The sequence below is a fragment of the Flavonifractor sp. An52 genome (genome assembly GCF_002159385.1).
Taxonomy (GTDB): Bacteria; Bacillota; Clostridia; order Oscillospirales; family Oscillospiraceae; genus Flavonifractor; species Flavonifractor avicola.
The window spans coordinates 102,623-117,771 of sequence record NZ_NFIB01000004.1 but is presented as its reverse complement, the minus strand read 5'-3'; the positions used below and the strand labels follow the sequence as shown (position 1 = coordinate 117,771).

The window sequence follows — 15,149 nt, the reverse complement described above, 5'->3', positions numbered from 1 at the left end:
TGTAAAATTAACTTCCGGGTTTTTGTTACCTGCCCAACTTATCCGGAATTTAGTCTTGCAAGACTTTTCCGTAACCGGAAGTAAATCGTGCAAACCGGAAGTTACTTTTGCAATCCACCATGCACATCCCAATACCAAAAGTGTTATTTATAACAATAGCATATTCAGTCGGATAAAGCAAGTGAATGATAAATTCGCACGATTTTTGATTCCGCATAGTTGAAATAATCATGGGCCCTTGGGGAGTCACCCTATACTCAGATTGGTGAATTGTTCGGCGTATCTGAAAACTAAGCCATCGTAATCTATTATCGTGCGAAGCAGACAACCAAGAAAGGGCCGTCTTGCTCCCCGGTCTTGCTCAGGCTGAATTCGAGCAGGCCATAGCGGACACAGTTCTTGTGTGGGAGCGTTAAAACCCGAGTCTGCAAGCAGAATACCTTGGCACCCTTTCGAGGGCTGCCCAGGCCGCTCCTACTGTTCCGGTTCTTCTATAAAACGAGCGCCCGCTCTCCTGGTTCGATAGGAGAACGAGCGCTCGTTTTCGTCGTTGTGTACTTCCGCCGAGAGCCTCCACGCCACCTCAAAGCCGGCGATAAAGCTGTCGAGGGAGGTCTGTTCTCTGATGGAGTCCTGTGCATCGATGATCCGCAGCACCAGCTTGCGCTCCGGCTTTTCCAAAGCCGCGATCAACGCTTTGTGGCATTCCTCCACTTCGTTCTCCTGTTCGTCCAGCTCGGGACGGACATAAAAGTGATCATACAGCTCTTTGAGCAGTTTGTTTTCCATCACCATCATCTCCTTGCGAACCAAACATATACCACACTTTCCGCACAATAGCTATCAAAATTTCAGGAGGTTGTCCAGAATATCTGCCGCTTGCCGCAGTTCCTCCTGGGATGCTTCGCTGTGGTTGTTTTCGCTTTTGGCGGCTGGACAGGTCAGATAGGGAGCGTAGTTCTGCCGCGTCATGGAAGTGCGGAAATGGCCCAGCATCTGCGATACCTCTTCGGTGCCCATCCCATTTTGCAGGGCGAGGACGGCGCAGGTGTGCCGAAGGTCCGCGAAGCGGATATGATCCAGCCCGGCCTCCTTGATGATCTCATTGTGCATCCGGCGCACCATCTGGGGCGAGTAGGGCCGCTGTGTGGCCGGGTGCATGAACATGAGCGGGCTACTGGGGTGCCTGGTGTGTTCCGTGCGCAGAAGCTCTACAACTTCTTGGGTCAGGCTGACGGTCCTGGTGCCGCCTCTATACTCCACCAGCTCCCGCCGCTCTACCGCGCGGCTCTCCGAGATGGTCAGCGTCCACTCCTTTACATCCAGGTCGCTCCATCTCAGTGCAATCAGCTCGCCTTGCCGAAGCCCCGCCGTCAGCGCCAGCAGGAACATGGGGAGGTAGCCCAGCCGCTGGGCCGCGTCCAGATAGTCCTCCACCTCTGTTGGGGTCAGCACATTGGCACTGACCTTTTTGGGCTTTGGATAGCGGAATGCACGGGCGGGATTGTCCGTTATCAGGCCGTCCCGGATGGCCTGATCCAGGCATTGCTGGAGCAGGCGGTGGATATGCCGCATGGTGTGTTCGCCCAGCCTTGGGTATTCGGGGCTTTCCGGGCGGTGGCCGCCAAACAGCCTTCGCTCCTCCAAAAAATCGCCTACCTGCTCTGCGGTCAGCTCCTCCAGCGGGATCTCGCCCAGCCCGGGAAGGATATGGTTCTTGAAGAGATACCCATGGGCGGCGTAGGTGGTGGGGCGGCTCTGGTTCTTGTCGTAGACCTCCTGCCAGTGGAGGATATACTCTTTCAGTATCATATCCCCACCTCCACGCATTGGCGCTGCAGGTTCCGGAAGGCCACCCACGGCAGGCCCGCCTGTTTGAGTATCCGCTTGTGGAGGTAATAGAACTCGTGGAGCTGATACGGCGCTCCGGTCTTGGGGTTGAGGAACACATAGCGGCCGGTTTCCGGTATGCCCTCCAGAAGATGCTCCGCCTTGCGGTTGAGGGCCAGCAGGCGCCGGCCCTTGAGAATGTACCGGAAGCGGATATGAAAATCGGCCCACGACAAGGTGATGAGTTCACATTGCCGCAGGCCGCTGGAGAGTCCTGTGTAGATAAGTGGGAGCACGCCAAGCTGTTCCGCCGCGTTCAGATATCGCTGGAGCTGGCCCAGGCGCAAGGGGGCCGTTTTATATTCCTCGGCCTGCGGTTCCCGGCAGAGCCGTACCGGATTGTAGTGGATTAGCTGGTCACGGGCCGCTTCGTCCATACAGCGCCGCAGGAGCAGGTGGACGCACCAGACGCTTCTGGCGCTGAGTCCCTGGCTCCGCAGGCTGTCATAGAAGCCGGTGACGGCATTTTCCGACAGCTCCGCCAGCGGAATGCTCCCGATTCCGGGGAGAATGTGGCGGTAGATCAGATTGCGGTATCCGCCCACGGTGCTGCCGCTCCATCTGCTCTGGTTCTCGCAGAACCAGCGGTCACACCACCGGCCTACGGTGCAGCGGTTTTCTTTCTGCATATCGTCGCCTCCTTTCGGCAACCGAACAATACCACAGAAAGAGAGAAATAGCTACTACTTAATCGCGCTATGCAACTATCTTCAAAGCTCGGTTATCTTTTACATAGCAGTGGGCACCTTGCAATTTTGTGATATGGTCAAAAGTGACTACTGGCTCTCATCAGCCGATCGTTTCACACGAATTCAATTTGGCTGTTTTATCTGCCGGATTCGTAATTTCAAACGCTTTCGACTTGTTTCTTTTTCTAATACAGAGCCAAAGGTCTTTTCCTCTTTTTCCTCCCAGCTGGTAATATAACCAATAGTCTGTAAATGCTTTGCCAACTGTATATGCTGCGGCGTGGCAGACAGGTTAATTTCACGCCGCTTCGTGCGATCCGCAAGAGCTGTATAGTTTCCGCCCATTTCCTTGAACTTCTGTGCGAGCTCAACAGCATCCAATACTGTACAGTTTTCCAGTAGCAGTTGTTCTTGTTCTCTTTCGTCGACGCAATTCCATGCCTCGGCAAAAATACCTTTTGTCACCGGCATATGGAGTGTATACATTTGCAGCGCGATTTTCTTCGTCATATAATCTTCGGCATACGCAGAAAACAGTTTGGATTTATATTCCTGTTGAAGGCTGCTGGTCAAAAGCTTTTCGAGCAGATCGCTTGTCATTGGGATATCCTCATGCAAACTCATATACGCGTCCTGATTTTTAAGGATGAAGATCAAACTCATATCCGCCGAAACACTGTCAACATCTGAATAAGCAGCAACCGTAAACGCAAAATATTGGCAGTTAATCATAATCTGCAGAGTCGATTCATCTATGGACGGGAGGGGAATATTGAAGTCCTTCATCCGCAAAACGGGAAGAAGTTTTTCTTTGAGGGTTGTCTCAACATCCGTCAAAATAAATTCCTGGATAAAGTCATCCGGAACAACCTCGATATTCTCTTTCGACAGCTCATCCGCATGGAGCGAAATATATTGCTTCAGTTCATTGCTCAGTTTGTATGCCGTCCAATAGGAAATAACATTCTCCCAGTTTATGCTGACAACATTCTTTTCCAGCAGTGCATTCCAAATAGGCCGCCACTTGTTGCTCTCCGATTTGACACACTCTCCCGCACACGCTTCAATGCTGTCCAAGTGGAAATTCTCTTTCTGAATCAGCTGAAGTTGCAGATCCTGCTCATCCTTCAACCGAATAAGCATGTCTACAATATCTTCTGCACGATCGGAAAGCGTTGTGTGTTCCAAGACCACGTTGCGAACGTAGGGCTCAAAACCCTCATGGATATACCGCTTCAACGGCTCATATCCCACAGTGATGATTGTTGTATAGGGCTGTTCCTTCAGCGTTTTAAGTGCTCCTGCATTTTTATAGTTCACGACCGTTTGAATCATTGAGTCACTGAGTACATAACGGCAACCATCAAAAACGCAGTCCAGTACTTCATTCGGGACATTGGCAATCTGTAGAGTTTCAAAGCAAATCTTCAGGCCGTTTATCGCCGCTATTACGTTGGCTACATTACACGATACCAATTGTTGAAGGATGTCTTCATGCTGCTCAAAATAGCGAGCTATGCATCCGTCTTGGTTCTGGGTTTCAATAGTCGTTACATCTGACACATTCAGCAGTGTGCGTAGATATCGCAATTGCCGCTCATACGTTAAGGTTTCATTTGCAGAAACAGACGCCCACATTCCCGGCCATTTATCCGCCAACAATTTAATAAAGAGATCCGGCCATGCTGTTCTGTCAATAAATTCATCGATAAACTTCCAGCTGTTTTCACTTTGGTCTGACAGCTGCACAAGAAAAGCTGTCAGCTTTTCCGAAGGATTCTTAGCCAGTAGTTCTTCCATCAGATCAAAGTTGCAAATTGCCTTTTGCTCAAATTCATAGAGTTGCAGCCTTTCTACGACCATTGGTGTTTTTGTCAGTTTGTAATTGAAAGGTAGCGGAGATTGATTTTTTACCGAGAGGATAAAGTTCATGTCGTCTTTGGTAATGCTGGTTCCCTTAAAATAATTTATGTAGTTGGCATACTTTTCATCGATATACCCTCTCCGCAACAGAAAGACCAGCAGTTCGTTACTGCGTACATTATCCGACAACACTTTCTTGGCGGAAAATCCCTTTAAAAGCTGGACAAATGATAGTCCTGACAAAGAATGTTGTTTATCACGAAGTTCTTGCAAATTCTCTTGCAATTTTTGGAAATCATTTTCCGAAACTTGTTTTATCCGCTCCCAGCGTTCTATGTAAGTTTTCAAACATTCCTTATCAATGTCTTTGCAAATTTTTCTACCACTGTAATCATATATCCAGATATACTTGCTATTCTTTTGGATTTCCGCCAAGTTGAAGTCATCGCTTTCAACCTGTTCAATGGCAATAGAAGAGGTGGAACTATAGTTAGAGTTATTGAAACCCAGAAATGTGTAAAAACCTCCCGCAAGCGCTCCAACCATCGCATACTTGAGCTCTTGGAGGGTTTTCAGCGCATCTTGCTGAGCCCCTGTAATCGTCTCTGTATAGGTATCAATTTTCTTTTGAATCTCTTGTTGTTCCTTTGCAATAAAGGCCTGTTTATCCAGAAAGGCTTTTTTGACGACCCCTCTCTCATCCTGAATATCAGCAAAATCTCTTGGGTAAAGATTTTTGAACACCATCATTGCCAGCATCTGTTGATCTGACAAATCAAGGTCTTGTGAAGTGCGCAACGTTTTTTTGTAGACGATAAACTCATTGTAAATGTTCTGCAGGACCCGCATATCGGAAATATAAGGAGCCACATCCAGCACAAACCCTTCAGAAACATCATGCTTATTACCCTTTTTAGCTGCTTCCTGCAGCATCTGAAGCAGTATTTCTCCCGAATTGGTAGAGTTGATCACCGGGATGACCGGGATGATAAAATCGAAGAATTTTGTCCGATCCTCTCTGGAAAAAATATCATCCCGAACTGCGTATACGAACACGATAGGCTTGTTTTTGATTGAATCATCGTTATTGAGCAGGTTGTTCAATTCGCGAAGATGGACAAATATTGTTGGGTCCGTCAGGCGATCCAAATCCTCAAAAAAGACAGTTTTATACCCGGTGCGCTCAAAGAAGTACATGATCTCATCCAGATTCTTATTGAATACAGAATCTGAAATTTCATTACTGCTTTGAACTGTTGTGTCAGTCGGCAATTTTATTTCCTTCACTTTGAATTTGGACATTACCGTAATATACAAATAACTCACCACTGCCGAAAGCAGTGCCATCAGTGCCGGTATGAATAAAGGATTAGATGAGTATGGTGGGCAAAATCCTGTTACCATCTCTTTGTATTTTTCGAAAGTTGGCGCAGCAAAAATGGCCATCAAAAAGCCAGCCAGAATGAGTCCGGCAGCAACATGAACAAATACCGTAGAGAATCGAATCGCATGAAGTTTTCTATACCTACTCTGTGGAATCTTGCGGGGCTCAACTTTATAAAAAAGCTGTTTTAAGATTCCTTGCTCCACTTCATCCTCATTAACAGAAATTACTTTTTCCTTATCTTCCGGTACAGAATCCCCTTTTTCAAAAGTTGCCATCGAAATCTTGAGAGCAGATTTTCTGATAGCTTTGTATCGAAGAAGCCGTCTTTTCAGTCGTCCCTTCTTTTGGACGATCTTTTCATCCTCGGCCAGAAAAGTTTCAATAATACTGCTTTTACCCGATCCATAAGGTCCGGTCAATGCAATGTTCCTGATTTTCTTATTTTCAAACGCCCAGCGTAAGGCTGTAATATACTCATCGCCATTTTGAATATTATCGGCCGGCAGTAAGTCCCCGTACTCAGGCTGCTTCACGTCCTTTTGCTCACTTCTATTTTGGATAAAACCAGAACACCTTTGTTTCAGCTCAGATGCAAGACTACTTGCCGTTCTAAAGACACGATCAATAAAAACCATCGGACTCACCCTCTCTGTTCAAATGATCTATTTAAGGAACCTGGAATGTTGGACATACTGTTTTCTTTGGTACCCCTGTTTTCATTACACGTTATGGCTATTCTTTGTTTATGCGACGCATTTTCCGTGTCTGTTCACCGCACAGACTTTCTGCCTTCTCTTTACAGATGTACATTGCATTTAGTATAGCTGTATTTTCAGGAACCGACAAGAATTTATTGGAAAGTATCAGCAAAAATTGCCCTGTTTTGTTTATACCTCTTTTCTCGTCTTTTCTTATTGTGGTAAAATCAGTTTAACATAATTTTGTCCAAAAAGCAGAACTATCACCTTCGTTATAGTAGAAAGCGGATGATGCGCACTATGTACACCCTCACGATAAACGAGAAAACGGTATCCATTTTCCCGAGTTTGGAAGCAAATGCCCCTATTATCTACCTCAACACCTTCTCCGGCGAAGGGCAAAAGGTATATGAGGCCGCGCAGGCTGCTGGCTGCCCGCCGTTCACGCTGGTGGCCATCAGCGATCTGGACTGGAACCACGATATGGCCCCCTGGGATAGTCCACCTACTTTCAAAAATGCGGACCCCTGCACCGGCGGGGCGGACGACTATCTGCGGCTTCTGACCGAGGAGATCATTCCGGCGGCGGAGAAAGAGCTTGGCGGCGTTCCTCGCTGGCGGGGCATCGCCGGGTACTCGCTGGCCGGGCTGTTCGCTCTGTATGCCATCTACCAGACAGATCTGTTTTCCCGGGTGGGCAGCATGTCCGGCTCCCTCTGGTTTCCCGGCATGAAGGAGTACATCTTCTCCTATGAGCCACAGCACCAGCCGGACTGCATATATTTCTCTCTGGGAAATAAGGAGAGCAAAACCAAGAATCCGATCCTGCGCACGGTTCAGGAGAACACCGAGGAGATATACGCTTATTACCAGCGCAAAGGGATCGACACGGTGTTCCAGCTGAATCCTGGCAACCACTTTGTCCAGAGCGTGGAGCGCGCCGCTGCTGGTATTGCCTGGATGCTGAGCCGGTAAGTCTTGTCGGGCTGGATGTTTACCGTTATACTGGCAGCAGGGAGGCATTGTCAGAGAAGCGCTGCGTTGCAGTGACAAACACATACCATGCACACAATGGAGAAAAAGCCGATGAATACACCCACATTGGAAACGGAACGGTTGATTTTACGGAAATTCACAGAGCAGGACATGGACGCGCTATTTCAGATCCTTCAGGACGAAGAAGTCAATCGGTTTCTGCCTTGGTATCCGGTGAAATCCATGGACGAAGCCAAGCAGTTTTACGAGGAACGGTACGCGCCGATCTATGCCCAGCCCCGCGGGTATGCCTATGCGATCTGTTTGAAAGAGCGCAACACCCCAATTGGCTACATAAACGTGGCTATGGACGAACATCACGATTTCGGCTATGGGCTTTCCAAGGAATATTGGCACAAAGGGATCGTCACGGAAGCCGGCAGGGCGGTGATCGCGCAGGTGAAAAAGGACGGTTTGCCCTATATTACCGCTACTCATGACCGAAACAACCCCAGAAGCGGCGGTGTGATGCGAAACGTGGGTATGAAATACCAATATTCCTACGAGGAGCAGTGGCAGCCAAAAAACATCCTGGTCACGTTTCGGATGTATCAGCTGAATCTGGACGGGGAGAAAGACCGGGTCTACAAAAAATACTGGGACAGCTCGGACGTTCACTTTATCGAGGCGGGGATATTATGACCATGGAAATTCGAAAACTGCGCCCCGGCGACGATCTCTTCGCTGTCAGCCGGGTGTACGAGGAGAGCTGGCGGGAAGCGTATCGTGGACTGCTCCCCCAGGAATATCTGGACAGCATCCCGTTTGGAAAATGGGTCCCCTATCTGGAACAGGCCGGCCGGGAGTCACTGCTTTTGCTGGAGGGAGAAAAAATCGTAGGCACTGCCAGTTGCTGTGCCAGCCGGATGCCGGAGCTGGCAGGCTGGGGTGAGATCGCTTCCATCTATCTTCTGCCGGAATACTGGGGGAACGGCTGGGGAAAGGCACTGCTTTCCGCCGCAGTGAAGCAGTTGGAATCCATGGGCTATCGTGACCTTTTCCTGTGGGTACTGGAGGGAAACCAGCGGGCCAGAGCTTTCTATGAGCGCATGGGATTCCGCCCCAGCGGAGCCTATGCAGAAGATGAGATCGGCGGGATGCCGGTGCGGGAGATCCAGTACCGCTTAGAAAGGACGGACAATTTATGCCGACTTCCCAAGTAGCCGACCATTTCCCCTGCCCGGTGGAGCGGGTGTGGCCAACCGCGACCGACCGCTCCCGCGCCGACTGACGGCGGCACTGGCAGGCGTTTCCCTGACGAGAAAAAAGCATGAGACAGCCAAAGGCCCCCGGCGAAAAGCTGGGGGCCTTTGGCTGTTTCTTACTTCACCCAATGAGCCACGGCATCCCGCAGGAAGCGGGCGCAGCCGGGCACCTGTTTGTCGTAGTAGGCGGTGAACCGCTCGTCCATCACATAAAGCTCCGCAATCCCCCGGTGCCTGGCCGGGTCGTACCGATTCCCGGTGATGGTGAGCCACCGGCGGTGGAGGGCGGTGATCTCCTTGCCCTCTTGAGCCTCCGGGGACAGCCCGGCCTGGACGGCTGCCTCCAGCCGCTCCTGGATCTCCCGGCCCAGGTCCGTCCATTCCTGATACTGCGCCTGGGTCAAACCCATTACCGCGGCGTTGGCCTCGTCCACCTCCTGGTCGCCGTACTTGGCCCGGATCTCCGCTCCGTAGACTTCCTCATTATGGGCTACCGTGCGCCGCTTGAACGCCTCAAATTTCTGCTCGTCGCTCATGGTTTCGTTCCTTTCTTCCGCTCCGATGGTGTCTTTCACCGACCGGATGAGCTGCTCCAGCCGCTCCCGCTCCGCCTCCAACGCGGTCAGGTGGTTTCGCAGGGCGGCCAGACGGTCAAAGGAGGGATCGTCCAGACATTCCTTGATCTGGGCCAGCTCCACCCCGAGGGCCCGGTAATAGAGAATGTCCTGCAATCGGTCCACCTCCGCCCCGCCGTAGTAGCGGTAACCGCTCTCCGCCACCCGGCTGGGCTTGAGCAGGCCGATCTGGTCGTACCAGCGCAGGGTGCGGGTGGTCACCCCGGACAGGCGCGACAGCTCCTGAATGGAATACTCCATGAAACATCCCTCCTTACGGATACTATACCAGTTGACGGAGCGTCAAAGTCAAGGGAAGCTTTCCAATTTGACGGTTCTTTTTCTTTCGGCAACCGAACAATACCATAAAAAGAGAGAAGTGGCCACTGAAAACTGATTTTTTAACCGCAGAGCGAACGAAAGCCGCCGGTTGCTTTCAAATCAAACATGACATACAGCTGTCCTGTTTCTATGGTATAATGCAGATAAAAGCAGGAAAGGCGGTGCATCCCATGAAAATGGAGCGGCTTATTGGTATCCTGTCCATCCTGCTCCAGCGGGAGAGGGTCACCGCCCCGGAACTGGCCGAGCAGTTTGAGGTGTCCCGGCGAACCATCCAGCGGGACATCGAATCCCTGTGCCGGGCGGGTATCCCCATCGCCACCGCTCAGGGTGCGGGTGGGGGCATCTCCATCATGGAGGGCTACCGGGTGGACCGGACGGTGCTCACCGCCCCGGAGATGCAGGCCATCCTGGCGGGGCTCAGGAGTTTGGACAGCGTCAGCGGCACCCGGCGCTACGCCCAGCTGATGGAGAAGTTGTCCGCCAGGACGGGCGGGCTGGTGCCCGGCGGGGCACACATGCTCATCGACCTTTCCTCCTGGTACAAGACCAGCCTGCCGCCCAAGATCGAGCTGATCCAGAGTGCCATCGAGCAGCACCGCACGATCCGCTTCACCTACTTCTCCCCCAAAGGGGAGTCGGTGCGCACCGTGGAGCCCTGCTATCTGGTGTTCCCCTGGTCGGCCTGGTATGTGTGGGGCTGGTGCCGGAGCCGGGAGGATTTCCGGCTGTTCAAGCTGAACCGCATGACGGACCTCACCACCGGGGAGAGCTTTCCGCCCCGGGCTGCGCCCCTGCCGGATCTGGAGCCGGAGCGGATCTTTCCGGCGAAGTATCAGGTCACCGTGCTCTTTGACCCCAGCTGCCGCTGGCGGCTGGTGGAGGAATACGGGGCAGACCGCTTCACTGCGGAGCCGGACGGGCGGTTGCACTTTACCGGCGGCTTTCCTGACGCGGACAGCGTCCTCAGCTGGGTGCTCACCTTTGGGGATAAGGCGGAACTGGTGGAGCCGGAGGAGCTGCGGGAACAGCTGGGAAAACTGGCTGAAACACTGGCTCATCGTTACAGGAGGGATTGAGATGGCCTCTCATCAGGACTTTGTGGACTATGTGGCCGAACAGCTGCGGGAGGCCGGGACCATCCGCAGCCGGAAGATGTTCGGGGAGTATGGTCTCTACTGCGACGGCGTGTTCTTCGCCGTCATCTGCGGCGACCAGTTCTTTGTCAAAATTACCCCGGCGGGCGAGGCGGCCTTTCCCAATCTGCCCAAGGCTCCGCCCTATGAGGGGGCCAGAGACTATATCTGGGTGGAGGATGTGGATGACCGGGACACCATGATCGCCCTCACCCGTCTGACCTGTCTGGCCCTTCAGGAGCAGCCGAAAAAACGGAGGAAATAACCATGGCCTTTGATTACAAGAAAGAGTACAAGGAGTTCTATCTGCCGCCCAGAACGCCGGGCATCGTCACAGTGCCTGCCATGAACTTTCTGGCGGTGCGTGGGCAGGGCGATCCCAACGAGGAACAGGGCGCCTACAAGCAGGCCCTGGAACAGCTCTACGCGGTTGCTTACACCATCAAGATGAACAAGCGGAACCCGCCGGAGGGTTATTTCGAGTATGTGGTGCCGCCGCTGGAGGGCCTTTGGTGGCAGGAGGGCGTCCACGGGGTGGACTATTCCCGCAAGGCGGATTTTCGGTGGATCTCCCTCATCCGCCTGCCGGAGTTTGCGACCAAGGCGGTCTTTGACCGGGCCGTCCGGGAGGCCACGGAGAAAAAACAGCGGGACTTCTCCCAGGTGGAGTTTTCCTCCTGGGCGGAGGGGCTGTGTGTCCAGTGTATGCACATCGGCCCCTATGACGATGAGCCCGCCACCGTGGCGGCCATGGAGGAATATGCCAGGGCGCAGGGCTATGAGCTGGATTTCAGCCAGGGCCGGTTCCACCATGAGATCTACCTGAGCGATGTGCGGCGGTGCCAGCCGGAAAAGCTGAAAACTGTCATCCGACAGCCCATCAAACGGACGGAGTGATGGAAGAGATGAACACGATCATTCGCGAAATACGCCCGGAGGAATATACCCTTTTGCGGGAATTTCTCTATCAGGCCATCTATCTCCCGAAAGGCGTGGAGCCGCCGCCCCGGTCCGTGGTGGATCGGCCGGAGCTGCAGGTCTATATTGAGGGCTTCGGCACACGTCCCGGCGACTATTGTCTGGTTGCTGAGGTTGGAGGAAAAGTGGTAGGGGCGGCGTGGTGCCGCATCATGGAGGACTACGGCCACATCGACAACGACACCCCCTCCCTGGCCATCTCATTGCTGCCGGAGTATCGCGGAAAAGGCATCGGGACACGGCTGTTGAACGATCTTTTGCTCCTTCTCCAGGAGAATGGATACCGGCGGGCATCCCTCTCCGTCCAGAAGGAAAACCCGGCCCTGTGCCTCTACCAGCGAGCGGGCTTCCGAATCGCGGCAGAAAAGGGTACGGAATATCTGATGCTTTGGGATGCTGCCCAGGCGATGGAGCAGGAGAATATGGATATGGACGCAGAAAAACAGCGGGAAAGTAAGATCCAGCAGTGGTTTTCCATGTGGCTGGACAAGCAGAATACGGGCATTGAGGAGCTCTTTGCCCCCAATGCCGTCTACATCGAGAGCTGGGGACCGGAGTACCACGGCAGGGTGAAGATCAAGCTGTGGTTTGACGAGTGGAACACCCGTGGCACCGTGGAGTGGTGGGACATCCGGCAGTATTTCCACAAAGGCGACCAGACTGTGGTGGAGTGGGCTTTCCGGTGTGCCATGACGGACGGCACTGTCCAGAGCTTTGACGGGCTCTCCCTCATCCGCTGGAACGAAGCGGGGCAAATCTGCTTTTTGCAGGAATTCGGGTGCAACGAAAACCGCTACGACCCCTACGCCCAGGGGGACACCCCGGTGTTCCGGGAGGAACCGGCACTGTGGTTTTAACGGAGGGAGTGACATGAAGGGCTTTACCAGAGAAGAGACCCGCTTCTCCCTGTGCGGTCTCAACTGCGCTCTCTGCTCCATGTGTCTGGGCGGGTACTGTCCCGGCTGCGGCAGCGGGGCAGGCAACCAGAGCTGCGCCATCGCCAAGTGCTCCCTGGCCCACGGCGGGGTATCGTTTTGCTGGGAGTGTTCGGAGTACCCCTGCTCCCGCTATGATGGCTTTGACGATGGGGACTCCTTCGTCCCCCATCGGAACCGGCAGCAGGATATCGCCCGGGCCCAGGAACTGGGGCTGGATGCCTACCTCACGCAGTTAGCGGAAAAGCGCGCCATATTGGACGCACTTCTGGTGGGCTACAACGACGGCCGCCGCAAGACGCTCTTCCACACGGCGGTCTATCTTCTGCCGCTGGGGGAATTACAGTCCGTGATGGCTGACTTGGACAGCCGGCCGGAACTGGCCGGACAACCCATCAAGGAGCGGGCCTTTGCCACCGTGGAACTGCTTCAACAGGCAGCGGACCGCCGGAGCATCAGCCTGAAGCTGAATAAGAAAGCGAAGAAGGGGTGAGTTTATGCCAACTTCCAAGGTGACCGTCCACTTTTCCTGCCCGGTGGAGCGGGTGTGGCAGGTGGTAACTGACCTTTCCAACACCGCCTGGCGCAGCGACCTCAAACGGGTAGAGGTGCTGGACGAGGCCCACTTCGTAGAACACACCAAGAGCGGCTACGCCACGAACTTCACCGTCACGGCCTGTGAGCCGCTCCGCCGCTGGGCCTTCACCATGGAGAACGGCAATATACTGTGCTTGTAAACCAAAACAACACAGTATAGGGGGATTTCGCTTCCAATGGGTCGCTTGGCAGGCGACAACTATTTTCGCAGGATCTTCTCCATGGGTTTGCCCTTGGCCAGCTCGTCCACCAGCTTATCGAGATACCGGATGTCCCGCATGAGCGGGTCCTCGATCTCCTCCACCCGGATGCCGCAGATCTTGCCGGTGATCAGCGCCCGGTCTGGATTCATGGCGGGGGCGTTCCGGAAAAAGTCACCGTAGCTGGTGTTGGACTGCTCCAGTTCGGCCAGCTCCTCCGGCGTGTAGCCGGTGAGCCAGGCGGTGACCTGATGCACCTCGTCCCGGGTGCGGCCCTTTTTCTCCGCTTTCGCTACCAGCAGGGGGTACACCTTGGCAAAGGCCATTTCTGTTATATCCATCCGCGGCATGGCTTATCCTCCCAGCAGGCTATGGTCAAAGGCGAACAGAGCCTCGTTGATCTCGAAGATGTTGTAGTTCTGGTGGGCGATGAAATACTCCACGATGATGTCAAACTTGATGGCGTGGGAGAAGGCAAAGCCCGCCTTTTCCAGCATTTCACGGGCCTCGGCCAGCGGCAGCTCCAGGGCTACGGCAAAGGCCATGGCGGTGGGCTTGGAGGGCTTGTAGTGGACATCCGATCGGATCTTTGAAAAGAGCTTGCGGTCGATGTTGGCCTTTTTGTAGCACTGAGCGTCGGTCATGCCCCGCTCGTCGATCTTGCGCAGCAGCATCTGGGAAAAGCTCTCATCCAGCTTGCTGAGGGCCTCGTCCAGGCCGGGAGCCCCCACGGCGCAGGGCGCGGGCATCCACTGCGGCTCCTCCGCGGGCATGGATTCCAGGGCCATCCGGCGGCGCTGATTCTCATAGCTGTCAGTGTGGGCCTCCACATAGCGGTCATCGATGTAGGCGGCGATATCGGCAAAGAGCTTGCCGCCGATGGTATAAGCGGCCCGGTCGAAGATGACCAGGTACACGGTCATATCGTGGGAGAGCAGGAACTCCCCGATGGTGTCCACCGCCACCTTCAGCGCCTGGTCCTTGGGGTATCGTACCACAGATGGGCCTGCCTGGCAATCCGACGAAGCAGGGAGGGTGGGTTGCTCGACCCAGCATTTCCGTTCAAACAGCTTTCTCGTCATTCTAATCATTCTTGTCATTCTTGTGACAAGAAACAGCCGCCACGCCTCAGCCACGCTTCAGATAGCTATTCTTTGTTTATGCGGCGCATTTCCTGCGCCCTCTCTGCGGTGGTCTGGCACTCTAACACCGCTCACCCCGGGCGGCACTTCTTTTAATATACAGAATCCAATCCCACACCCATCCCAAAAGGAGAAAGTTTTGCTTGAAACACGCAGGGCGAAAGAGTGTCAAAGAGGAATTGCCGGAGCGGCGGAAAGGGCCAAAGAGGGCGGCAGAGTGCTGGTTGAAAGTTCCGACACACGTTTGGGATCAAGAGACCGGGCGTTCGAGTCGCCCCACTCGGACCAACTAAGGTTGCTGAAAAAGATGCAACCCCTGAAACCCTTGCTGCGGCAAGGGTTTCAGCCGTTTCAGAGGGAAAAATCGAGCACCAGCCGAGATGGAGATGCAAAAGGCCATTTTCGTGATGTGGGGTGATTCGAACCTCTGAGCAAAGA

At 53.6% G+C, this 15,149-nt stretch carries 16 protein-coding genes and 2 pseudogenes; 11 read left to right on the top strand and 7 right to left on the bottom strand.

Annotation, left to right across the window (positions count from 1 at the left end; genetic code table 11):
- Positions 1 to 223 (top strand): hypothetical protein (locus B5G06_RS14135; RefSeq protein ID WP_204220725.1); only part of this gene is annotated, 223 nt, incomplete at its 5' end.
- A gap of 251 nt (positions 224 to 474) precedes the next feature.
- On the opposite strand, the gene B5G06_RS02775 is transcribed toward B5G06_RS14135, so the two are convergent.
- From B5G06_RS02775 to B5G06_RS02760, 4 genes are all read right to left on the bottom strand, one after another.
- Positions 475 to 789 carry a DUF6809 family protein gene (locus tag B5G06_RS02775; RefSeq protein WP_343286348.1) on the bottom strand — a complete coding sequence of 105 codons (315 nt, stop codon included), beginning with the start codon at positions 787 to 789 and terminating at the stop codon, positions 475 to 477.
- Positions 790 to 843: 54 nt separating this feature from the next.
- Positions 844 to 1,812, bottom strand: coding sequence for a tyrosine-type recombinase/integrase (locus B5G06_RS02770; RefSeq protein ID WP_087187564.1), 969 nt, complete (start codon positions 1,810 to 1,812; stop codon positions 844 to 846).
- Entirely contained in the window at positions 1,809 to 2,519 is a 711-nt protein-coding gene (locus B5G06_RS02765) for a tyrosine-type recombinase/integrase (protein WP_087187563.1), read from the bottom strand. The genes B5G06_RS02770 and B5G06_RS02765 overlap by 4 nt, the downstream gene beginning before the upstream one ends.
- Positions 2,520 to 2,702: 183 nt before the next feature.
- Positions 2,703 to 6,464, bottom strand: coding sequence for a hypothetical protein (locus B5G06_RS02760; protein WP_087187562.1), 3,762 nt, complete (start codon positions 6,462 to 6,464; stop codon positions 2,703 to 2,705).
- A 363-nt stretch (positions 6,465 to 6,827) separates the two neighbouring features.
- On the opposite strand from B5G06_RS02760, the gene B5G06_RS02755 reads away from it, so the two are divergent.
- The 3 genes from B5G06_RS02755 (at position 6,828) to B5G06_RS02745 (ending at position 8,725) form a co-directional block, all read left to right on the top strand.
- Positions 6,828 to 7,502 (top strand): alpha/beta hydrolase, encoded by a 675-nt coding sequence (locus B5G06_RS02755; RefSeq protein WP_204220729.1) that lies wholly within the window; start codon positions 6,828 to 6,830, stop codon positions 7,500 to 7,502.
- A gap of 111 nt (positions 7,503 to 7,613) precedes the next feature.
- Positions 7,614 to 8,204, top strand: a complete 591-nt coding sequence (locus tag B5G06_RS02750) for a GNAT family N-acetyltransferase (protein WP_087187560.1) — start codon at positions 7,614 to 7,616, stop codon at positions 8,202 to 8,204.
- A complete protein-coding gene (locus B5G06_RS02745; protein ID WP_242955323.1) occupies positions 8,201 to 8,725 on the top strand; it encodes a GNAT family N-acetyltransferase in 525 nt (174 codons plus the stop codon). The genes B5G06_RS02750 and B5G06_RS02745 overlap by 4 nt, the downstream gene beginning before the upstream one ends.
- Before the next feature lie 158 nt (positions 8,726 to 8,883).
- Here B5G06_RS02745 and B5G06_RS02740 read toward each other — a convergent pair whose 3' ends face one another.
- Complete coding sequence (locus B5G06_RS02740; RefSeq protein ID WP_087187559.1) at positions 8,884 to 9,642, bottom strand: MerR family transcriptional regulator; 759 nt, start codon at positions 9,640 to 9,642, stop codon at positions 8,884 to 8,886.
- A gap of 251 nt (positions 9,643 to 9,893) precedes the next feature.
- Here B5G06_RS02740 and B5G06_RS02735 point away from each other — a divergent pair, with 251 nt between their 5' ends.
- From B5G06_RS02735 to B5G06_RS02705, 7 genes and pseudogenes are all read left to right on the top strand, one after another.
- Positions 9,894 to 10,802 (top strand): helix-turn-helix transcriptional regulator, encoded by a 909-nt coding sequence (locus B5G06_RS02735; RefSeq protein ID WP_087187558.1) that lies wholly within the window; start codon positions 9,894 to 9,896, stop codon positions 10,800 to 10,802.
- 1 nt (position 10,803) lies between these two features.
- A complete protein-coding gene (locus B5G06_RS02730) occupies positions 10,804 to 11,124 on the top strand; it encodes a TfoX/Sxy family protein (RefSeq protein ID WP_087187557.1) in 321 nt (106 codons plus the stop codon).
- A gap of 2 nt (positions 11,125 to 11,126) precedes the next feature.
- Positions 11,127 to 11,756 carry a GyrI-like domain-containing protein gene (locus B5G06_RS02725; protein ID WP_087187556.1) on the top strand — a complete coding sequence of 210 codons (630 nt, stop codon included), beginning with the start codon at positions 11,127 to 11,129 and terminating at the stop codon, positions 11,754 to 11,756.
- Positions 11,757 to 11,764: 8 nt separating this feature from the next.
- Positions 11,765 to 12,226: pseudogene (locus B5G06_RS02720) on the top strand (N-acetyltransferase); the annotation flags it as partial.
- A gap of 39 nt (positions 12,227 to 12,265) precedes the next feature.
- Positions 12,266 to 12,694, top strand: coding sequence for a nuclear transport factor 2 family protein (locus tag B5G06_RS02715; RefSeq protein ID WP_087187570.1), 429 nt, complete (start codon positions 12,266 to 12,268; stop codon positions 12,692 to 12,694).
- Positions 12,695 to 12,707: 13 nt separating this feature from the next.
- Positions 12,708 to 13,265, top strand: coding sequence for a DUF3795 domain-containing protein (locus tag B5G06_RS02710; protein WP_087187555.1), 558 nt, complete (start codon positions 12,708 to 12,710; stop codon positions 13,263 to 13,265).
- A 4-nt stretch (positions 13,266 to 13,269) separates the two neighbouring features.
- Positions 13,270 to 13,509: an SRPBCC family protein gene (locus B5G06_RS02705; protein WP_087187554.1), complete on the top strand. Its 240-nt coding sequence runs from the start codon at positions 13,270 to 13,272 to the stop codon at positions 13,507 to 13,509.
- 59 nt (positions 13,510 to 13,568) lie between these two features.
- Here B5G06_RS02705 and B5G06_RS02700 read toward each other — a convergent pair whose 3' ends face one another.
- Positions 13,569 to 13,919, bottom strand: a complete 351-nt coding sequence (locus B5G06_RS02700) for a DUF2200 domain-containing protein (protein WP_087187553.1) — start codon at positions 13,917 to 13,919, stop codon at positions 13,569 to 13,571.
- Positions 13,920 to 13,922: 3 nt separating this feature from the next.
- Positions 13,923 to 14,558 (bottom strand): annotated as a pseudogene (locus tag B5G06_RS02695) (RNase III inhibitor); the annotation flags it as partial.
- Positions 14,559 to 15,149: the final 591 nt, after the last annotated feature.